The sequence below is a fragment of the Citrobacter sp. NCU1 genome (assembly GCF_010231475.1).
Classification (GTDB): Bacteria; Pseudomonadota; Gammaproteobacteria; order Enterobacterales; family Enterobacteriaceae; genus Citrobacter_D.
Genome location: NZ_NRDO01000017.1, coordinates 19,900 through 39,774, shown reverse-complemented (window position 1 = coordinate 39,774; position 19,875 = coordinate 19,900). Strand labels below are relative to the sequence as shown.

The following is a 19,875-nucleotide window of genomic DNA, read 5'->3' as shown; positions in this document are numbered from 1 at the left end:
GCCGGATAAACTCAACGCTATCCGGCAATCGGGCATTAATCCTGACGCAGCACTTTATGACCGTACGCCAGCAGCGCGTCAGTGACGTTGCGCATCATGCGGCTCTCCGGCGCAAAACGGTGCCAGTAGAGCATCCTGCGTTGAAACAGACCGGGCGTTAAGTCGATCAACTCGCCGCTGTCCAGCTCTTTCTCAATCTGCAAATGGGGGATCATACAGCAGGTCGTGCCCTGACGAGCCAGCTGTACAAAGGCTTCAGAAGAGTTAACGATGTGACACGGTACGCTACCCGGCGGCAGGTCGAAGTTTTGCTGCAAAAAGGCCTGGTGCATATCATCAAGATGGTCAAACGCCACGGCGGGCGCTTTCAGCAGCGCCGAGCGAGTGACGCCGTTCGGGAAATAGCGTGCCGCAAAGGCTCGTGAGGCCACGAACAGATAGTCGAGTGCGCCGAGCTTATCCACCAGACAGCTTGGCAGCGCCTGGTGCTGAATACTCACGGCGCCCACGACCTCGCCACGGCGCAGACGTTCTTGTGTACGGGTTTCATCTTCCACCTGCAAGTTCAGGCGGATAGGCGAATCAGCCAGCACTGGGGCCAGTGCGGGCAGCAACCAGGTTGCCAGACTGTCGGCGTTAACCGCCAGTGACAACAGCAGCGGCGTGGAGCCGGTTTGCTCGTCTCCCAGCCATTCATCTTCCAACAGCTCGACCTGACGCAGCAGCGCCAGCAGCTTTTGCCCTTGCTCAGTCGGGCGTGGCGGAACGGTACGTACCAGCAACGGCTGCCCGAACATATTCTCAAGCTGTTTTATGCGTTGTGAGACGGCGGATTGTGTGATGCACAGCTTCTGTGCCGCGCGCTCAAATCCTCGTTCACGGATCACCGCATCCAATGCTTGTAGTGTTCTGTAGTCCGGACGTTTCATTGCTCTGACGTACTCCTGAAATTTTTGGGGGTTCTGCACTATGACACAAATTTGCGTTGGGTACAGACGAATTCCGCCGTCTGCAAATGGGGTTGGGGACATTTTTCTCATCAATGTTCTATAATGCGCCTGAAATTTCACACCACAGGCGAAACGATCATGACGCAGGATGAACTGAAAAAAGCAGTAGGATGGGCGGCACTTCAGTATGTACAACCCGGAACCATTGTAGGCGTAGGGACAGGCTCAACCGCCGCGCACTTTATTGATGCGCTGGGTACAATGAAAGGCCAGATTGAAGGCGCAGTGTCCAGTTCGGATGCGTCCACTGAAAAACTCAAAAGCCTTGGTATTCACGTTTTTGATCTTAACGAAGTGGACAGTCTGGGTGTCTACGTTGATGGCGCGGATGAAATCAACGGCCACATGCAGATGATCAAAGGCGGCGGCGCGGCGTTAACCCGTGAAAAGATCATCGCCTCGGTGGCGAAGAAATTCATTTGCATCGCGGATGCTTCCAAAGAGGTGGATATTCTGGGGAGTTTCCCACTGCCAGTAGAAGTGATCCCGATGGCGCGTAGCGCCGTTGCACGCCAGTTAGTGAAGCTCGGTGGTCGTCCGGAGTATCGTCAGGGCGTGGTGACGGATAACGGGAACGTGATCCTCGATGTACACGGTATGGAAATCATCGACCCTATCGCAATGGAAAATGCCATCAACGCGATCCCGGGTGTTGTGACTGTCGGCCTGTTCGCCAACCGTGGTGCGGACGTTGCGCTGATTGGCACCGCTGACGGTGTGAAAACCATCGTGAAATAATCTGACAGGGGAACCGCTTCCCCTGTTAAAAAATTTTTGGTAGGGCAAATTTGGTGACATGTATCACGTTTAGAATCTTGCCCTGCCGATCTCGCTAAACTCTCGCGACTTACTAGCATTTTCCTCTGTTATTTCCTGTCGAATGATATGTCCTCAGAATGGCAACGCAAACGTTCATATTGCCGTGATAGTTTTTTTTGATATGTTGAAGGCGGATGCAAATCCACACACACAACATCAGATTGATAAAAAGACAGGATCGGGGAAATGGCAAAGGTATCGCTGGAGAAAGACAAAATTAAATTTCTGCTGGTTGAAGGCGTGCACCAACGGGCACTGGAAAGCCTTCGCGCAGCAGGTTATACCAACATCGAATTCCATAAAGGCGCTCTGGATACCGAGCAACTGAAAGAATCGATCCGTGATGCCCACTTCATTGGTCTGCGATCCCGTACTCATCTGACTGAAGAGGTGATTGAATCGGCAGAGAAACTGGTGGCGATTGGCTGTTTCTGCATCGGCACCAACCAGGTTGATTTGAGCGCCGCATCAAAACGGGGTATCCCCGTGTTTAACGCGCCATTCTCAAATACCCGTTCTGTTGCAGAACTGGTAATTGGGGAACTGCTTCTGCTGCTTCGCGGCGTCCCGGAGGCAAACGCCAAAGCGCATCGTGGCGTCTGGAATAAACTGGCAACGGGCTCTTTTGAAGCGCGTGGCAAAAAACTGGGCATCATTGGTTACGGCCATATCGGTACTCAGTTGGGTATTCTGGCGGAGTCGCTGGGGATGCATGTCTACTTCTATGATATTGAAAACAAATTACCGCTGGGTAATGCGACTCAGGTGCAGCACCTCTCCGATCTGCTGAACATGAGCGATGTTGTGAGTCTACACGTACCGGAAAACGCCTCGACCAAAAACTTGATGGGCGCGAAAGAGATTGCGTTGATGAAACCAGGTTCACTTCTGATCAACGCTGCGCGTGGGACGGTCGTGGATATTCCGTCACTGTGCGATGCGCTGGCAACCAAACATTTGGCGGGTGCCGCGATCGATGTTTTCCCGACGGAGCCGGCAACCAACAGCGATCCTTTCACCTCTCCGCTGTGTGAGTTCGACAACGTGCTCCTGACTCCGCACATTGGCGGCTCAACTCTGGAAGCGCAGGAGAATATCGGCCTTGAAGTTGCCGGTAAACTGACGAAATACTCTGATAATGGATCCACGCTTTCTGCGGTTAACTTCCCGGAAGTGTCTCTGCCGTTGCACGGCGGTCGCCGTTTGATGCACATTCACGAAAACCGTCCTGGCGTATTAACTGCGCTTAACCAGATTTTTGCTGAGCAGGGCGTCAACATCGCGGCGCAATATCTGCAAACCTCTGCACAGGTGGGTTATGTGGTCATTGATATTGAAGCCGATGAAGATGTGGCGGAGAAGGCGCTGCTGGCGATGAAGGCGCTCCCGGGCACTATTCGCGCGCGTTTGTTGTACTGATTTACCTGTCCTGCCCGGTGGCGTTACGCTACCGGGCCTTATTTCGTGTAGCCATCCACACCGTAGCCCCAGCCAGGCAAAGACGTCGCCCGGTTCGGATGAACATCCCTGAGTCGTTTCCTTTCGCAGTTGAGTCCTCTTGTAACGTATACATCCTGTTTACGAGCGTTGCCGCAATCGGTGATTAAAGGCAGCTTTCCGTGTTGTACAGCAATAAAAGGAATTTACGATAGGAGCTCAGCAGAGTGCTGGAACGGGAAAGCCCCTGGGGAAGCAGGGGCTTTAAAAAGGAAAGGGACGATGATGAGATACGTCATCATGCTGCTAATCCTGTTAATCATCGCTTCGCCAGCATATTAACAGAGAGTACGCAGGAGGGAGGTTCGCCTCCCTCACCCTTTACTGAGGAATTTAGGTCAAAAAAACGACGCTGTCAATCGGCAAAAAACGGCTACCATTCCCACACTTTCGACGGTGTCACTACAGCCGGTAAGGGAATATCCCACTCTTCAACCGGCAGTTTTTCGACTAACTGGCAGTCATGGGCATAGCCTATCGGTTGAATCCTGTGTTGTCGCCAGTTCTGCAATGTCCGGTCATAAAATCCACCGCCCATGCCCAGACGCTGCCCCTCTTCGTCAAACGCCACTAACGGCGTGACCAACACATCCAGTTGCGCAAGGGGTAATACGTCGTGCACATCCAGCTTCGGCTCCTGGATCTTCAGGCGATTAGTGACCAGTTCGCTGTGGGGATGATAGTGCAGAAACAATAAATTGCCGGGGCTAAACGGATGCAGGACCGGGAGATAAACACGTTTTCCGGCTCGCCAGAGTTGTTCAATCAGCGGTTGAGTGTCGAGTTCGCCATCGAACGAGAGGAATAACGCGACAGTGTGTGCCATCACTACCGGCGGGTAAGCAAGCATTCTGTTTGCCGCGTGCTGGCCGAAATCGGTTTGCTGTTGAGGAGTCAGTGCCCGTCTACGTTGACGTATTAGCTGGCGGATTTCTTGTCGGGACAAAGAGAGATCGGGAAGTTGTGTCATAGCTATTGGTAGATAGAAGGGGAATCTCCGAGATGCCGCCGCAGGCTGTAACCCTTGAACCCTTGGTTCAAGGTGAATGCGTCGTCACAGTTTTAAGGCTTCTCGGACGGACCGAGCATGCTCACCAACCGTGGAGCGCCACATTCTTGTGGTATGAAATATCGGCTCAGGGGACTGGCCCGCTTGCAAACATCTCAGAGAAATTTTGTCTTCACGGTCACTCTACCATAGTAAACCGAAAAGTGTTATTCAAAGTTTTGGCCCGTTTTTTCGGTTATGCGACCCTGATCAAGCAACGCCTGTTCGATGGTCTGTTGCAGCATCCGAATACGTTGTTCCATGCTCGCCGCGTAGTCACGCGTCTTCGCTTTTTCCTGAGCTAATTCATAGCTGATGTTCAATGCGGCGATGAAAACCAGCTGCTCAGTATTTGTGACTCTAGTGCGAACTTTTAGATCTTGCAACCGCTGATTAAGATCGTCCGCTGCCTGATTCAACGCATCCTTTTGTTCAGGCGGGCAATTCACTCGCAGTGAACGGCCAAATATTTGGATATCGACGGGTTGTGCAGACATGCCACCTTCCTGCTGATTGACTGCGCTGCCTTCGTCTTCGAACCCTGGGTCCGCGAAGGGGCGACACTATAGCTACCCTGGTATGAAGATACAAGCCCTTTTCTGGTTCACCAGGGTCCAAAGTGGTAGCATATCATGAATATCCTCCCTTTGATGACGAATGCTTATGTCTATACAGAACGAAATGCCTGGTTATAACGAAATGAACCAGTTTTTGAACCAGCAAGGGGCAGGATTGACCCCAGCCGAAATGCACGGTTTGATAAGCGGGATGATTTGTGGCGGCAACAATGACAGCTCCTGGCAGCCGCTGCTTCATGACCTGACAAACGAAGGTCTGGCCTTTGGTCATGAACTGGCGCAAGCATTGCGCAACATGCACGCTGCAACCAGCGATGCGCTGGAAGATGACGGTTTTCTTTTTCAGCTTTTTCTGCCTGAGGGAGACGATGTCAGCGTGTTCGATCGCGCCGATGCACTGGCGGGTTGGGTCAATCACTTTTTACTCGGACTTGGCGTCACACAGCCTAAGCTCGACAAAGTGACGGGTGAGACTGGCGAAGCGATTGACGACCTGCGAAACATTGCGCAGTTGGGGTATGACGAAGACGAAGATCAGGAAGAGCTGGAGATGTCGCTCGAGGAGATCATCGAATATGTGCGTGTTGCGGCGCTGTTGTGCCACGACACCTTTACGCGTCAGCAGCCCACCGCGCCGGAAGTGCGCAAACCGACCCTGCACTAAGAACGAAAACGCCAAGGAGAGTGTTATGAGCGAGCTATCCCTGCAAGAATACCTGCGTCGTCGCCAGGCATTACTGGCGCAAATGCCACCGGGCAGCGCGGCGCTGATTTTCGCCGCGCCAGAAGCTACGCGTAGCGCGGACAGTGAATATCCGTATCGTCAGAGCAGCGACTTCTGGTATTTCACCGGTTTTAATGAACCGGAAGCGGTGCTGGTACTGATTAAAAGCGATGACACTCATAACCACAGCGTTTTGTTTAACCGCGTTCGCGACCTGACCGCAGAGATTTGGTTTGGCCGTCGTCTCGGGCAGGATGCTGCGCCAGAAAAGCTGGGTGTGGATCGAGCTTTGGCGTTCAGCGAAATCAATCTGCAACTCTTCCAACTGCTCAATGGCCTGGATGTGGTGTACCACGCGCAAGGCGAATATGCCTGGGCGGATGAAATCGTCTTTACCGCGCTGGATAAGCTGCGTAAAGGGGCGCGTCAGAATCTGAAAGCGCCTGCGACACTTACCGACTGGCGCCCGATGGTGCATGAAATGCGCCTGTTTAAATCAGCGGAAGAAATCGCCGTAATGCGACGTGCCGGAGAGATCAGCGCGCTGGCGCATACACGGGCGATGGAGAAATGTCGTCCGGGCATGTTTGAGTATCAACTGGAAGGGGAGATTCACCACGAATTTACGCGTCATGGCGCGCGTTATCCTTCCTATAACACCATTGTTGGCAGCGGCGTAAATGGCTGCATCCTGCATTACACCGAAAATGAAAGTGAAATGCGCGATGGCTCGTTGGTGTTGATTGATGCTGGCTGCGAATACAAAGGATATGCCGGGGACATCACGCGAACCTTCCCGGTCAACGGCAAGTTCACCCCCGCACAGCGCGAGATCTACGACATTGTGCTGGCGTCGCTGGAGACCAGTTTGCGTCTGTATCGCCCGGGTACCTCCATTCAGGACGTGACCGGTGAGGTGGTGCGCATTATGGTCACCGGCCTGGTGAAACTGGGCATCCTGAAAGGCGAAATCGATCAACTGATCGCCGATAACGCCCATCGTCCTTTCTTTATGCATGGCCTGAGTCACTGGCTGGGGCTGGACGTGCATGATGTCGGCACCTATGGCAAGGATCGCTCCCGTCTGCTTGAGCCGGGCATGGTTCTGACCGTGGAACCGGGTCTCTACATCGCGCCGGATGCCGACGTACCGGAAGCGTATCGTGGTATTGGTATCCGAATTGAAGATGACATTGTCATCACACAAACCGGTAACGAAAACCTGACCGCCAGCGTAGTGAAAAAAGCGGACGATATTGAAGCCTTAATGGCTGCGGCGCGCCAACAATGAGTGTGATTATCGTAGGCGGCGGGATGGCTGGGGCGACGCTGGCGCTGGCAATATCTCAACTGAGTCATGGCAAACTGCCGGTGCATCTGATTGAAGCGACATCACCTGAAGCACAGGATCATCCAGGTTTCGACGCCCGGGCGATCGCTCTGGCGGCAGGCACCTGTCAGCAACTGGCGCGGATGGGGATCTGGCAGGCGATTGCCGATTGCGCAACGGCCATTAATACCGTTCACGTCAGCGATCGCGGACATGCCGGGTTTGTGACCCTGGATGCGCAGGATTATCGTATTGCGGCGTTAGGACAGGTCGTTGAGTTACACGATGTCGGTCAGCGTTTGTTCGGACTGTTGCGCAAAGCGCCGGGCGTGACGTTGCATTGCCCCGCTCGTGTCGCCACTGTCTCACGCACGCAGGAGCAGGTAAACGTTACGCTGGAAAACGGTGATGTGATTACCGGCGACGTGTTGGTTGCGGCTGATGGCACGCGCTCAGCGCTGGCAACGGCTTGCGGTGTGGACTGGCAGCAAACGCCCTACGAACAGTTAGCGGTGATCGCTAACGTGGCTGTCTCTGTGCCCCATGAAGGTCGTGCGTTTGAGCGCTTTACTCAACATGGACCACTGGCGATGTTGCCAATGTCCGCAGAGCGCTGCTCGCTGGTATGGTGTCATTCGCTTGAGCGGCGTGATGAAGTGATGGCCTGGTCTGATGAACAGTTTTGCCGTGAATTGCAGAGCGCATTTGGCTGGCGGCTGGGGCGTATTACCCAGGCGGGGAAACGCAGTGCCTATCCGCTTTCGCTGACGACGGCGGTCAAAGCTGTCACCCATCGTACCGTGCTGGTGGGAAATGCCGCACAGACACTGCACCCTATCGCAGGACAAGGTTTTAATCTTGGGTTACGCGATGTGATGAGCCTTGCCGAAACGTTGACCCAGGCATGGCAAGCCGGCGAGGACGTCGGCGAATATCGCGTGCTGTCGCGTTATCAACAACGTCGACAGGCTGATCGTGAAACAACGATTGGCGTGACAAACAGTCTGGTTTATCTGTTTGCCAATCATTGGGCGCCGCTGGTTGTCGGGCGTAATGTCGGATTGATGGCAATGGAATTATTGACACCGGCACGCGATGTGCTGGCGGAGCGCACCCTGGGTTGGGTCGCGCGTTAAAGATGACCTGTAGGCCGGATAAGGCGAAGGCGCCATCCGGCAGGGGTACCCGCACAAATGCCTGATGGCGCTACGCTTATCAGGCCTACGGATTACAGGTTTTGTTTCGAGGAGCAAACAGTGCAAAGTGTTGATGTAGCTATTGTGGGGGGAGGCATGGTAGGTCTGGCCGTCGCCTGCGGTTTACAGGGTAGCGGCTTACGCGTCGCCGTGCTGGAACAGCATGTCCCTCAGCCACTGGCGAATGATGCTCCACCGGCGCTTCGCGTGTCGGCCATTAATGCGGCCAGCGAAAAATTGCTCACGCGTCTGGGTGTATGGTCAGATATTGTTGCCCGTCGGGCCAGTTGCTATCACGGTATGGAAGTCTGGGATAAAGACAGTTTTGGACGCATTGCGTTCGATGATAAAAGCATGGGATACAGCCATCTTGGGCACATCGTTGAAAATACGGTGATCCACTACGCTTTGTGGCAAAAAGCGCAGCAATCCTCAGATATTACGCTGATGGCTCCTGCCGAACTGCAGCAGGTGGCCTGGGGTGAAAACGAAACGTTTCTGACTCTGAAAGACGGCACGATGTTAACTGCTCGTTTGGTGGTTGGGGCGGACGGCGCGAACTCCTGGCTGCGTAACAAAGCCGATATTCCGCTGACCTTCTGGGATTACCGCCATCATGCGCTGGTAGCCACCATTCGCACCGAAGAGGCGCATGATGCGATTGCGCGCCAGGCGTTTCATGGCGAGGGTATTCTCGCGTTTCTGCCACTCACCGACCCACATCTTTGCTCTATTGTCTGGTCGCTTTCGCCGCAAGAGGCTGAGCGGATGCAACACGCGAGCGAAGAGGAGTTTAACCGGGCGTTGAATATTGCATTTGATAACCGACTGGGGCTGTGTCGTGTGGAAAGCGAACGTCAGGTGTTCCCGCTGACGGGGCGCTATGCGCGCCAGTTTGCCGCCCATCGCCTGGCATTGGTCGGCGATGCCGCCCATACCATCCATCCGCTGGCGGGGCAGGGGGTTAACCTCGGTTTTATGGATGCTGCGGAACTTATCGACGAACTGAAGCGCTTGCAGCGCCAGGGCAAAGATATCGGTCAGTATCTCTATTTGCGTCGTTACGAGCGCAGTCGTAAGCACAGTGCCGCCATGATGCTGGCCGGTATGCAAGGTTTTCGCGAGCTGTTTGCGGGTGAAAATCCAGCGAAGAAATTACTGCGCGACATTGGTCTGAAACTGGCCGATACCCTCCCAGGTGTAAAACCGCAGCTTATCCGTCAGGCGATGGGGCTTAATGATTTGCCTGAGTGGCTTCGTTAAGACATCCCCCGCTTTTAAGAGTTTGAGACCCGTCACACTTTCTTCTCCCGGCCTTCACGCCGGGGGACTCTCCTCATTTGAAATAATCTAATTCCACGCTGTTTTTCGCATTAGATTTTTTTATATCACATTTTTTTCTCGTCTCGATTTTTGGCATTTTTTTAGAATTTAATATCGATTTATTTGGTTTTAACTGCCGCATAATCATGTGTTATGGATGTGTTAATGGTATTTTTGGTTTTTTGTTCTGTGGTCTGCTTTGCCAAATTTTGGCATAAGCTAATGTGATGGTTAATTTTACCTTATGGTTAAGCGTCAGTTTCGGTGGTAAGTTCAAGGGAAAGAGAACGTTTGCGTTGAGGCCATAACGTGGCTTCGATAACGGGTTTCGTGGCGTAAATTTCATCACGAAATGGTTGTAAGCCCTGCTTATTCAACGAGGAAAAGATGGCTCAACAGACTCCTTTGTACGAACAACACACGTTATGTGGTGCACGGATGGTCGATTTCCATGGCTGGATGATGCCGCTGCATTACGGTTCCCAGCTCGATGAGCATCATGCTGTGCGCACCGATGCCGGTATGTTTGATGTTTCGCACATGACTATTGTCGATCTGCGAGGCAGCCGCACCCGGGAGTTTTTGCGTTATCTGCTGGCAAATGACGTGGCAAAGCTAACGAAGAGCGGGAAAGCCCTCTACTCCGGTATGCTTAATGCCTCGGGCGGCGTAATAGATGATCTTATCGTCTACTACTTTACTGAAGATTTCTTCCGCCTCGTTGTTAACTCCGCCACCCGCGAAAAAGACCTCACCTGGATTTCCCAACACGCCGAACCTTATGCCATCGACATTACCGTCCGTGACGATCTGTCATTGATCGCCGTACAGGGACCAAACGCACAGGCGAAAGCAGCAGCGTTGTTTACTGAAGAACAGCGTCGCGCAGTCGACGGGATGAAACCGTTCTTTGGCGTCCAGGCGGGCGATCTCTTCATTGCGACAACCGGTTATACCGGTGAAGCGGGCTATGAAATCGCCATGCCAAATGAAAAAGCAGCCGATTTCTGGCGTGCGCTGGTGGAAGCTGGCGTGAAACCGTGTGGTCTGGGAGCGCGTGATACGTTGCGTCTGGAAGCAGGTATGAACCTGTACGGCCAGGAGATGGACGAAAGCATTTCTCCATTAGCCGCCAACATGGGCTGGACCATTGCCTGGGAACCGACTGACCGTGATTTTATCGGTCGTGAAGCGCTGGAAACGCAGCGTGAAAAAGGGCATGAGCAGTTGGTCGGTCTGATCATGACAGAAAAGGGCGTGTTGCGTAATGAATTGCCAGTTCGCTTTATTGACGCGCAGGGCAACACGCAGGAAGGCATTATCACCAGCGGCACTTTCTCTCCGACGCTGGGTTACAGCATTGCGCTGGCGCGGGTGCCAGCGGGCATTGGTGAAACGGCGATTGTGCAGATCCGTAACCGTGAGATGCCAGTAAAAGTAACGAAACCTGTTTTTGTGCGTAACGGCAAAGCCGTCGCGTGATTCATCCTTTTTTGGAGATTGATTGATGAGCAACGTACCAGCAGAACTGAAATACAGCAAAGAACACGAATGGCTGCGTAAAGAGGCGGACGGTACTTACACCGTGGGCATTACCGAACACGCTCAGGAACTGTTGGGCGACATGGTGTTTGTCGATCTGCCAGACGTCGGCAGCACCGTTAGCGCAGGCGATGATTGCGCGGTTGCAGAGTCCGTTAAAGCGGCCTCTGATATTTATGCGCCAGTCGGTGGCGAGATCGTCGCCGTTAACGACGCGCTCAGCGACTCTCCGGAGCTTATCAACAGCGAACCGTATGCCGGTGGCTGGATTTTCAAAATCAAAGCCAACGACGCGAGCGAAATCGACGCGCTGCTGGATGCGACCGCATACGAAGCCCTGTTAGAAGACGAATAATGTTGTGCCGGATGGCACTGCGTTTATCCGGCCTACAGGTCACCGTAGGCCCGGTAAGCGTTAGCGTCACCGGGCAATTGAGTTAGAGACAATCACGATTCACTGCACGTTTCAGGAACCATCGCCCATGACACAGACGTTAAGCCAGCTTGAAAACAGCGGCGCTTTCATTGAACGCCACATCGGACCGGACGCTGCGCAACAGCAAGAAATGCTGAATGCCGTAGGTGCCGAGTCGTTAAACGCGCTGATCGGCCAGATTGTGCCGAAAGATATTCAGCTTGCGACCCCGCCGCAGGTAGGTGAAGCCGCGACCGAATATGCTGCGCTGGCAGAACTCAAAGCTATCGCCAGCCGCAATAAGCGCTTCACGTCTTACATTGGCATGGGCTACACCGCCGTGCAATTGCCGCCGGTTATCTTGCGTAATATGTTAGAGAATCCGGGTTGGTATACCGCGTATACGCCATACCAGCCGGAAGTTTCTCAGGGGCGTCTGGAATCGCTGCTGAATTTCCAGCAGGTGACGTTGGATCTGACCGGACTGGACATGGCCTCTGCGTCTCTGCTTGATGAAGCGACGGCGGCTGCCGAAGCGATGGCAATGGCAAAACGCGTCAGCAAGCTGAAAAACGCTAACCGTTTCTTTGTCGCCTCTGACGTACATCCGCAAACGCTGGACGTGGTCCGCACCCGTGCAGAAACCTTCGGTTTTGACGTCATTGTCGACGACGCCGCAAAAGTGGTTGATCACCAGGACGTGTTTGGCGTGCTGTTGCAGCAAGTGGGTACGACCGGTGAAGTCCACGATTACAGCGCGCTGATTGCCGAGTTGAAGTCGCGCAAAATTGTGGTCAGCGTCGCCGCCGACTTTATGGCACTGGTTCTGCTGACTGCGCCGGGCAAACAAGGCGCAGATATCGTTTTCGGTTCTGCACAGCGCTTTGGCGTACCGATGGGCTACGGCGGCCCACATGCGGCATTCTTTGCCGCGAAAGATGAATTTAAACGCTCGATGCCAGGCCGTATTATCGGCGTATCTAAGGATGCGGCGGGCAATACCGCTTTGCGTATGGCGATGCAGACCCGCGAGCAACATATTCGCCGCGAGAAAGCGAACTCCAATATCTGTACCTCTCAGGTACTGCTGGCCAATATCGCCAGCCTGTATGCGGTTTATCATGGCCCGGTAGGGTTGAAACGCATCGCTAATCGCATTCATCGCCTGACCGATATTCTGGCAACTGGCCTGCAACAGAAAGGGTTGAAGCTGCGTCATGCGCACTACTTTGACACGCTGTGCGTGGAAGTGGCTGACAAGGCTGCGGTGCTGGCGCGCGCTGAAGCGGCAGAAATCAACCTGCGTAGCGATATTCACAACGCGGTCGGCATTACGCTGGATGAAACGACCACCCGTGAAAACGTGCTGGCGTTGTTCTCCGTCCTGCTGGGCGATCATCATGGCCTGAATATCGACACGCTGGACAAAGACGTAGCGCATGACAGCCGTTCTATTCAGGACAGCATGCTGCGTGAGGACGAGATCCTGACGCATCCGGTGTTTAACCGTTATCACAGCGAAACCGAGATGATGCGTTACATGCACTCTCTGGAACGCAAAGATCTGGCGCTGAATCAGGCAATGATCCCGCTGGGGTCTTGCACCATGAAACTGAACGCGGCTGCCGAGATGATCCCCATTACCTGGCCGGAATTTGCTGAACTGCATCCTTTCTGCCCGGCGGATCAGGCGGAAGGGTACCATCAGATGATAAGCCAGCTTTCTGAATGGCTGGTTAAACTGACCGGTTATGACGCCGTCTGCATGCAGCCAAACTCAGGTGCGCAGGGTGAATATGCCGGTCTGTTGGCGATTCGTCATTACCACGAAAGCCGCAATGAAGGACATCGCGATATCTGCCTGATCCCGGCGTCTGCTCACGGTACAAACCCGGCGTCCGCACAAATGGCGGGGATGCAGGTTGTTGTTGTCGCTTGCGACAAACAAGGCAATATCGATCTGGCGGATCTGCGTGAGAAAGCAGAGCAGCACGGCGACAGCCTCTCCTGCATCATGGTGACTTACCCGTCCACCCACGGCGTGTATGAAGAGACGATCCGCGAAGTGTGCGAAATCGTTCACCAGTTTGGCGGTCAGGTTTACCTTGATGGCGCAAACATGAACGCGCAGGTCGGTATTACCACGCCAGGCTTTATCGGCGCAGATGTATCGCACCTCAACCTGCATAAAACCTTCTGCATTCCGCACGGCGGTGGCGGCCCAGGTATGGGGCCTATTGGGGTGAAATCGCACCTGGCTCCGTTTGTGCCTGGTCATAGTGTGGTGCAAATCGAAGGCATGCTGACCCGTCAGGGCGCGGTTTCCGCCGCGCCGTTCGGTAGCGCTTCTATTCTGCCTATCAGCTGGATGTACATCCGCATGATGGGCGCAGAGGGCCTGAAAAAAGCAAGCCAGGTGGCTATTCTCAATGCCAACTACATTGCCAGCCGTCTGAAAGAGGCTTATCCGGTGCTGTACACAGGGCGTGATGGCCGCGTGGCGCACGAATGCATTCTCGATATTCGCCCGCTGAAAGACGAGACTGGCATCAGTGAACTGGATATCGCCAAACGCCTGATCGACTACGGTTTCCATGCGCCGACCATGTCCTTCCCGGTTGCGGGTACGCTGATGGTGGAGCCGACGGAATCCGAAAGTAAGGTTGAACTGGATCGCTTTATCAATGCGATGCTGGCGATTCGTGCTGAAATTGATCGCGTGAAAGCGGGTGAATGGGCACTGGAAGATAACCCTCTGGTTAACGCGCCGCACACCCAGAATGAGCTGGTGGCGGAGTGGAATCATGGCTACACCCGTGAAATCGCCGTGTTCCCTGCGGGCGTAGAGAACAAATACTGGCCGACGGTAAAACGTCTCGACGATGTTTACGGCGACCGTAATCTGTTCTGCTCTTGCGTACCGATGAGCGAATATCAGTAATTTTCCGCTTCAGCTATCTTTTAAAGGCGCTTCGGCGCCTTTATTTTTGGAGGGAATGATATGGCAATCGCACTTGTCACGGGAGGCAGTCGGGGGATCGGTCGCGCAACGGCATTGCAACTGGCGACAGAGGGTTACACCGTCGCCGTTAACTTTCACCATAATATTCGCGCGGCTACGGAAGTGGTTAATATGATTGTCGCCGCAGGCGGTAAGGCATTTGCTCTGCGCGCAGACATTAGCGATGAAAGCCAGGTGATGGCGATGTTTGACGCTCTCGATCGTAGTGGCGAACCGTTGTCTGCGTTGGTGAATAACGCCGGGATTTTGTTTGAACAAAGCACGGTAGAAAACCTGACCGCCGAACGGATTAATCGCGTGCTGGCCACTAATGTGACCGGTTATTTTCTGTGTTGCCGGGAGGCCGTGAAGCGAATGTCGCTTAAGCATGGCGGTAAAGGAGGGGCGATTGTGAACGTCTCTTCGGCGGCGGCACGGCTTGGTGCACCCTTTGAGTATGTCGATTACGCCGCGTCGAAAGGGGCGATAGATACACTCACCACTGGACTGGCGCTGGAAGTGGCGGCTCAGGGGATTCGCGTAAACTGCGTACGCCCTGGCCTTATCTATACCGAAATGCATGCTTCTGGCGGTGAGCCTGGCAGGGTTGATCGCGTTAAGTCCATGTTACCTATGCAACGAGGCGGGCAACCGAAAGAGGTTGCGCAGGCGATTGTCTGGCTTTTGAGTGAGAAAGCGTCGTATGTGACGGGCAGTTTTATGGATATAGCAGGCGGGCGATAATGCCCGGTGGCGCTACGCTTACCTGGCCTGTGGTTTTGTAGGCCGGTGCAAGCGTAGCGCAGTCTGGCGAGACAGCGTTAAAGTGATTCGCCGTTGCTGGCAATCACTTCTTTATACCAGTTGAAGCTTTTCTTACGCGAACGAGACATATCGCCCGTGCCGTCGTCATGCTTGTTCACATAGATAAAGCCGTAGCGCTTGCTGTACTGGCCGGTGGTGAACGATACACAGTCGATGCAGCCCCACGGGGTATAACCCATGAGATCCACGCCATCATAGGTCACGGCTTTTATCATCTCTTCAACGTGGGCACGCAAATAGTCGATACGGTAGTCATCGTTAATACTGCCGTCTTCTTCCACTTTGTCGTAGGCACCAAACCCGTTCTCCACGATAAACAACGGTTTCTGATAGCGTTCATACAGCTCGCAAAGTGCGTAACGCAGACCGGTCGGGTCAATTTGCCACCCCCAGTCGGAGGCTTTCACGTGTGGATTCGGTACACTGCCTTCGAAGCCGGAAATCGCATCGCCACTGCCGCCTTCGGCTTTCACGGCGTTGGTCATGTAATAGCTGAAACCAAGGTAATCACAGGTACCTTCACGCAGGACTGCGTTATCACCTTCTTCCATTTTGATGTTAAAACCACGGCGTTCCCATTCGTTCAGCACATAAGAGGGGTAGTAACCGCGAAGCTGAACGTCGGTAAAAACATAGCGCTCGCGCATTGATTCCTGGGCGAACATCACATCTTCGGGTTTGCAGGAGAAGGGATAGAGCGGCACCATCGCCAGCATGCAACCGACTTTCATTTCAGGATTAATACGGCGTGCCGCTTTCACCGCCAGGGCGCTGGCGACAAACTGATGGTGCAGTACCTGATACAGGGTTTCTTCTGGGTTTTCATGTTCGGTGTAGACCACACCAGAACAGCAGTAGCCAAACAGTGGCGCGCGCCAGTTCCGCTGATTGTTTATCTCGTTGAAGGTCATCCAATATTTGACCTTGTGCTGGTAGCGTTCAAACACGACTTCAGCGAAACGCACAAAGAAATCCACGACCTTACGGTGAGTCCAGCCCCCGTATTGCTGTACCAGATGCAACGGCATTTCGAAGTGGGAGAGGGTGATAACCGGTTCGATATTGTATTTGAGCAATTCGTCGAACATGTCGTCGTAGAATTTCAGCCCCTCTTCGTTAGGTTGGGTTTCGTCACCTTGCGGGAAGATGCGAGTCCAGGCGATAGAGGTTCGGAAGCATTTAAAACCCATTTCAGCAAAGAGTTTAATATCTTCTTTGTAGTGACCGTAGAAATCGACCGCTTCGTGGTTGGGATAGTATTTTCCCGGCACCACTTGCTGGGTGATTTCACGTGGAACGCCGTGTGCGCCGCCGGTCAGCACGTCGCAAATGCTCGGTCCTTTGCCGCCTTTGTTCCAGCCGCCTTCAACCTGGTGGGCAGCGACTGCGCCACCCCATAAGAAATCTTTCGGTAAGGTGAGTTTTTTCATTTAGGCTCAATCTCAAATTAATAATCTTCTGATTTTGAGTCTAACAAAGAGAAATGAAATGTCACGATATAACAAAATAGCCGCGTTGTGACTTATTACATCGAAAAAACAAATTGTTTTTTTACGCTAATTTTTTCGCAAGTTTACGGCCTAATGTTTCAAGAATATAAATAACCGGGATCTGCGTAGTAATATCATAAACACCGGCAATGCGCGTTTGCGGCACATGCCAGGAGAGATTAAAGTCAGCCAGTTTTGCCAGTGCGGAGTGTTCATGGCTGGTAACAGACAGTACTTTGCAGTTATGCAGGCTGAACTGGCTGGCAAAACGCAGGATCTCCGCAGTTTCTCCAGAGACTGAAAGTACGATCGCAAGGGCGTTTCTGGCCATATCATTGGTGACGGGGAAGTAGGGGTCATCAATGTGATTACTGAATTTCCCGACATTCGAGAAAAAACGCGCGCCATATTTAGCTAAGGCCCCGGAGGTTCCGGCACCGACAAATATAATTCTCTCGGAAGATAAAATAATCTCTACTGCACGATCGAGTAATTTATCAAATTCGTCGTTATTCACACTTTTAAAAAAGCTGATAATTTCGCTGGCGCCGAAATTAGCCTGTTGCGGTTCATTCTGCTCTAAATATAATTTAAACCGCACACGAAACTCAGAGTAGCCATCACAGTTCAGTTTGCGGCAGAAGCGAAGCACCGTGGTGGTCGAAACCCCCGCAGCATCTGCCAGTTCGCGAATGGTCATGTAGACGATGTTATCGCGGTTTTTGATGACATAGTTGTAGACCAACATCTCAAGATTGTTGAGACTGGCGATGGCAGCGTGGGAGAACATACTCACAATGGCAATACTCACTCATCAGACTTCATCTTCAGGAAATAATAACATGCAGCCAAACGACATCACTTTTTTTCAGCGCTTTCAGAATGACATTTTGGCGGGACGTAAAACCATTACCCTGCGGGACGCTTCAGAGTCTCATTTTAACGTGGGGGATATTCTGCGTGTAGGGCGTTTTGAAGATGACGGCTATTTCTGCACGATCAAAGTCACAGGAACCTCAACCGTGACCCTGGACACGCTCAGTGAAAAACATGCGCAACAAGAAAACATGACTCTTGATGAGTTGAAACGGGTGATTACGGAAATTTACCCAGGACAGTCACAATTTTATGTGATTGATTTTAAATCTCTTTAATTGTTAAGAACAACTGTTAGTTGAAAATTATGATTTAATCACATGATTTATAATGATTATTTTAAATCGAGTATTTATTTGAGCTAACAGGTGTTCACTGGAACCATTCTCAGTTACGCTAGAGAGGCAATCACGAACGTGAACGTTTCTCCGGAGTTACTCATGGTTAAAAAACCATTAATAAAACAGGGATACTCTCTGGCTGAAGAAATAGCCAACAGCGTCAGCCACGGGATTGGCCTGGTATTTGGCATTGTGGGGCTGGTTCTGTTGCTGGTACAGGCGGCAGAAAGTCATGCCAGTGTCACGGCAATCACCAGCTATAGCCTGTACGGCGGCAGCATGATTCTGCTTTTTCTGGCCTCTACGCTGTATCACGCTATTCCACATCAGCGGGCGAAAGTGTGGCTGAAAAAATTTGACCATTGTGCGATTTACCTATTAATTGCAGGTACTTACACGCCGTTTCTGCTGGTAGGGTTGGATTCACCGCTGGCGCGTGGACTGATGATCGTCATCTGGAGCCTGGCGCTGCTGGGCATTCTGTTCAAGCTGACCATCGCGCATCGGTTCAAAGTGCTCTCGCTAGTGACATATCTGACGATGGGTTGGCTGTCGCTGATTGTGGTGTATCAACTCTCGGTCAAACTGGCGGCAGGTGGCGTGACATTGCTGGCGGTCGGCGGCGTGATTTACTCGCTGGGTGTGATTTTCTACGTCTGCAAACGCATTCCCTATAACCATGCAATCTGGCACGGTTTTGTGCTGGGGGGCAGCGTCTGCCATTTCCTGGCGATTTATCTGTATGTCGGACAGGCATGAGCTGTTGTTGCCGGATGACGCTTACACGTATCCGACCTGGAAACGCTGATCGTAGGCCGGACACGGCATAAGCCTCTATCCGGCCATTAATACATTATTCTTCCAGCGAGTATGGCAGCGGTTCAATGTGCAACGTGTTGGCATCGTCGCGAACGCGAAATACGCTGTCGGCTTCCATGTCGTTGTTCATTACAACCTGTAAGCGCAACCGGCCATCATCTAACTGTACCGCAGCGAGAACCGTACCGGTACGACGCCAGTTTTCACCCATCTGCAGTTCAAGATCTTCTCCCGCTTCCGGCACCCGACTGGCAACGCCCACCAGGGACCACAGCGCCCGTTTGTTGGCGCCACGGAATTTCGCACGAGCCACCATCTCCTGACCGGTATAGCAACCTTTCTTAAAGCTGATCCCTCCCAGCGCCTGAAGATTGGTTGCCTGAGGAATAAACTGTCCGCTATTTACCATGTCAATGACCGGGATACCGGCTTCAATATCCAGGGCAAGCCATTGCTGGCTGTTGTTGAGTGCGGCTTCGCCGTGCAACTTTTCGGTCAGCGCTTTTGCTGTGGCGGTATCGGTTACCAGCAGGAAACGCTCCGACGGATGTTCAAACCACAATAACGTCGAAGCACCTTTCGTTACCACCGGGTTTGCGGCGTCCGGCAACTCACTAAAGAGAGGCGTCAGTGCAGCGCGTGCCTGAAACCCGGCAACGCCAAGCAGAACACGCTCATCATCAGGCGCGATGACGACTTTAGAGAACACGGCGTACTTTTTCAGTTCAGTCAGTTGGGCATCGCGCAGACTACGGCGCTCAATCCAGGCAAACCCTTCGCCATCACGGAACAAACGAAGATTGCTCCACATCTTTCCTTTGGCATCGCAATGAGCGGCCAGGACATGCTGATGCTCCGTAAGTTGACTCACGTCGGCAGTGACCTGCCCCTGGATATATTTTTCGCAGTCTGCACCAGTAATGGTGGCCAGTGCCCAGTCATCTAATGTGATCAACGTCAGAGGCAAACGCGCCGACGTTGAAGGCTGACGAGGAGGAAAAGGTGTAAACGCCATAATAATGTCCTGATTTGCTTAACGCC

At 52.9% G+C, this 19,875-nt stretch carries 18 protein-coding genes and 1 other RNA gene; 12 read left to right on the top strand and 7 right to left on the bottom strand.

Annotation, left to right across the window (positions count from 1 at the left end; translation table 11 throughout):
• Positions 1–35: 35 nt before the first annotated feature.
• Positions 36–929, bottom strand: coding sequence for a DNA-binding transcriptional regulator ArgP (argP, locus tag CJP72_RS07100; RefSeq protein WP_162380179.1), 894 nt, complete (start codon positions 927–929; stop codon positions 36–38).
• Between the two features lie 159 nt (positions 930–1,088).
• Here argP and rpiA point away from each other — a divergent pair, with 159 nt between their 5' ends.
• A complete protein-coding gene (rpiA, locus tag CJP72_RS07095; RefSeq protein ID WP_162380178.1) occupies positions 1,089–1,748 on the top strand; it encodes a ribose-5-phosphate isomerase RpiA in 660 nt (219 codons plus the stop codon).
• A 267-nt stretch (positions 1,749–2,015) separates the two neighbouring features.
• The gene (gene serA / locus CJP72_RS07090) at positions 2,016–3,248 is read left to right on the top strand and encodes a phosphoglycerate dehydrogenase (protein ID WP_162380177.1); all 1,233 of its coding nucleotides are present in this window, start codon (positions 2,016–2,018) and stop codon (positions 3,246–3,248) included.
• Positions 3,249–3,699: 451 nt separating this feature from the next.
• On the opposite strand, the gene CJP72_RS07085 is transcribed toward serA, so the two are convergent.
• The 3 genes from CJP72_RS07085 to zapA all read right to left on the bottom strand — a co-directional run bounded on the left by CJP72_RS07085 (position 3,700) and on the right by zapA (position 4,871).
• Positions 3,700–4,296 carry a 5-formyltetrahydrofolate cyclo-ligase gene (locus CJP72_RS07085; protein WP_162380176.1) on the bottom strand — a complete coding sequence of 199 codons (597 nt, stop codon included), beginning with the start codon at positions 4,294–4,296 and terminating at the stop codon, positions 3,700–3,702.
• 20 nt (positions 4,297–4,316) lie between these two features.
• A non-coding RNA gene (ssrS, locus tag CJP72_RS07080) (6S RNA) lies at positions 4,317–4,500 on the bottom strand.
• Positions 4,501–4,541: 41 nt separating this feature from the next.
• On the bottom strand, positions 4,542–4,871 hold the full coding sequence (zapA, locus tag CJP72_RS07075; protein ID WP_162380175.1) for a cell division protein ZapA: 330 nt from the start codon (positions 4,869–4,871) through the stop codon (positions 4,542–4,544).
• Between the two features lie 166 nt (positions 4,872–5,037).
• Here zapA and CJP72_RS07070 point away from each other — a divergent pair, with 166 nt between their 5' ends.
• The 8 genes from CJP72_RS07070 (at position 5,038) to CJP72_RS07035 (ending at position 15,227) form a co-directional block, all read left to right on the top strand.
• Positions 5,038–5,616 carry a YecA/YgfB family protein gene (locus tag CJP72_RS07070; protein ID WP_162380174.1) on the top strand — a complete coding sequence of 193 codons (579 nt, stop codon included), beginning with the start codon at positions 5,038–5,040 and terminating at the stop codon, positions 5,614–5,616.
• A 25-nt stretch (positions 5,617–5,641) separates the two neighbouring features.
• On the top strand, positions 5,642–6,967 hold the full coding sequence (pepP, locus tag CJP72_RS07065; RefSeq protein ID WP_162380173.1) for a Xaa-Pro aminopeptidase: 1,326 nt from the start codon (positions 5,642–5,644) through the stop codon (positions 6,965–6,967).
• Positions 6,964–8,142 (top strand): 2-octaprenyl-6-methoxyphenyl hydroxylase, encoded by a 1,179-nt coding sequence (gene ubiH / locus CJP72_RS07060; RefSeq protein ID WP_162380172.1) that lies wholly within the window; start codon positions 6,964–6,966, stop codon positions 8,140–8,142. Before pepP ends, ubiH begins: the two co-directional genes overlap by 4 nt.
• Positions 8,143–8,262: 120 nt before the next feature.
• Positions 8,263–9,465 (top strand): FAD-dependent 2-octaprenylphenol hydroxylase, encoded by a 1,203-nt coding sequence (gene ubiI, locus CJP72_RS07055; RefSeq protein ID WP_162380171.1) that lies wholly within the window; start codon positions 8,263–8,265, stop codon positions 9,463–9,465.
• A gap of 447 nt (positions 9,466–9,912) precedes the next feature.
• A complete protein-coding gene (gene gcvT, locus CJP72_RS07050; protein WP_162380170.1) occupies positions 9,913–11,007 on the top strand; it encodes a glycine cleavage system aminomethyltransferase GcvT in 1,095 nt (364 codons plus the stop codon).
• Between the two features lie 25 nt (positions 11,008–11,032).
• On the top strand, positions 11,033–11,422 hold the full coding sequence (gene gcvH / locus CJP72_RS07045) for a glycine cleavage system protein GcvH (RefSeq protein ID WP_162380169.1): 390 nt from the start codon (positions 11,033–11,035) through the stop codon (positions 11,420–11,422).
• A 127-nt stretch (positions 11,423–11,549) separates the two neighbouring features.
• On the top strand, positions 11,550–14,423 hold the full coding sequence (gcvP, locus tag CJP72_RS07040; protein WP_162380168.1) for an aminomethyl-transferring glycine dehydrogenase: 2,874 nt from the start codon (positions 11,550–11,552) through the stop codon (positions 14,421–14,423).
• Positions 14,424–14,483: 60 nt separating this feature from the next.
• Positions 14,484–15,227 (top strand): SDR family oxidoreductase, encoded by a 744-nt coding sequence (locus CJP72_RS07035; protein WP_162380167.1) that lies wholly within the window; start codon positions 14,484–14,486, stop codon positions 15,225–15,227.
• Between the two features lie 77 nt (positions 15,228–15,304).
• On the opposite strand, the gene bglA is transcribed toward CJP72_RS07035, so the two are convergent.
• Both bglA and CJP72_RS07025 read right to left on the bottom strand, forming a co-directional pair.
• Entirely contained in the window at positions 15,305–16,738 is a 1,434-nt protein-coding gene (bglA, locus tag CJP72_RS07030; protein ID WP_162380166.1) for a 6-phospho-beta-glucosidase BglA, read from the bottom strand.
• Between the two features lie 121 nt (positions 16,739–16,859).
• Positions 16,860–17,588 carry a MurR/RpiR family transcriptional regulator gene (locus tag CJP72_RS07025; RefSeq protein WP_162380247.1) on the bottom strand — a complete coding sequence of 243 codons (729 nt, stop codon included), beginning with the start codon at positions 17,586–17,588 and terminating at the stop codon, positions 16,860–16,862.
• A gap of 52 nt (positions 17,589–17,640) precedes the next feature.
• Between CJP72_RS07025 and yqfB the strand changes: the two genes are divergently transcribed.
• Both yqfB and trhA read left to right on the top strand, forming a co-directional pair.
• Positions 17,641–17,952, top strand: a complete 312-nt coding sequence (gene yqfB, locus CJP72_RS07020) for a N(4)-acetylcytidine aminohydrolase (protein WP_162380165.1) — start codon at positions 17,641–17,643, stop codon at positions 17,950–17,952.
• 162 nt (positions 17,953–18,114) lie between these two features.
• On the top strand, positions 18,115–18,774 hold the full coding sequence (trhA, locus tag CJP72_RS07015; RefSeq protein WP_162380164.1) for a PAQR family membrane homeostasis protein TrhA: 660 nt from the start codon (positions 18,115–18,117) through the stop codon (positions 18,772–18,774).
• Positions 18,775–18,868: 94 nt separating this feature from the next.
• Here trhA and ygfZ read toward each other — a convergent pair whose 3' ends face one another.
• Entirely contained in the window at positions 18,869–19,849 is a 981-nt protein-coding gene (gene ygfZ / locus CJP72_RS07010; protein ID WP_162380163.1) for a tRNA-modifying protein YgfZ, read from the bottom strand.
• Positions 19,850–19,875: the final 26 nt, after the last annotated feature.

What these genes read in the sequence shown, in the direction of transcription:
- CJP72_RS07035 (WP_162380167.1), top strand. Translation starts at nt 14,484, where the DNA reads ATGGCAATCGCACTTGTCACGGGAGGCAGTCGGGGGATCGGTCGCGCA.
- rpiA (WP_162380178.1), top strand. Translation starts at nt 1,089, where the DNA reads ATGACGCAGGATGAACTGAAAAAAGCAGTAGGATGGGCGGCACTTCAG.
- ygfZ (WP_162380163.1), bottom strand. Translation starts at nt 19,849, where the DNA reads ATGGCGTTTACACCTTTTCCTCCTCGTCAGCCTTCAACGTCGGCGCGT.
- yqfB (WP_162380165.1), top strand. Translation starts at nt 17,641, where the DNA reads ATGCAGCCAAACGACATCACTTTTTTTCAGCGCTTTCAGAATGACATT.
- CJP72_RS07025 (WP_162380247.1), bottom strand. Translation starts at nt 17,588, where the DNA reads ATGTTCTCCCACGCTGCCATCGCCAGTCTCAACAATCTTGAGATGTTG.
- pepP (WP_162380173.1), top strand. Translation starts at nt 5,642, where the DNA reads ATGAGCGAGCTATCCCTGCAAGAATACCTGCGTCGTCGCCAGGCATTA.
- argP (WP_162380179.1), bottom strand. Translation starts at nt 929, where the DNA reads ATGAAACGTCCGGACTACAGAACACTACAAGCATTGGATGCGGTGATC.
- trhA (WP_162380164.1), top strand. Translation starts at nt 18,115, where the DNA reads ATGGTTAAAAAACCATTAATAAAACAGGGATACTCTCTGGCTGAAGAA.
- CJP72_RS07085 (WP_162380176.1), bottom strand. Translation starts at nt 4,296, where the DNA reads ATGACACAACTTCCCGATCTCTCTTTGTCCCGACAAGAAATCCGCCAG.
- ubiH (WP_162380172.1), top strand. Translation starts at nt 6,964, where the DNA reads ATGAGTGTGATTATCGTAGGCGGCGGGATGGCTGGGGCGACGCTGGCG.
- gcvH (WP_162380169.1), top strand. Translation starts at nt 11,033, where the DNA reads ATGAGCAACGTACCAGCAGAACTGAAATACAGCAAAGAACACGAATGG.
- serA (WP_162380177.1), top strand. Translation starts at nt 2,016, where the DNA reads ATGGCAAAGGTATCGCTGGAGAAAGACAAAATTAAATTTCTGCTGGTT.
- gcvT (WP_162380170.1), top strand. Translation starts at nt 9,913, where the DNA reads ATGGCTCAACAGACTCCTTTGTACGAACAACACACGTTATGTGGTGCA.
- CJP72_RS07070 (WP_162380174.1), top strand. Translation starts at nt 5,038, where the DNA reads ATGTCTATACAGAACGAAATGCCTGGTTATAACGAAATGAACCAGTTT.
- gcvP (WP_162380168.1), top strand. Translation starts at nt 11,550, where the DNA reads ATGACACAGACGTTAAGCCAGCTTGAAAACAGCGGCGCTTTCATTGAA.
- zapA (WP_162380175.1), bottom strand. Translation starts at nt 4,871, where the DNA reads ATGTCTGCACAACCCGTCGATATCCAAATATTTGGCCGTTCACTGCGA.
- bglA (WP_162380166.1), bottom strand. Translation starts at nt 16,738, where the DNA reads ATGAAAAAACTCACCTTACCGAAAGATTTCTTATGGGGTGGCGCAGTC.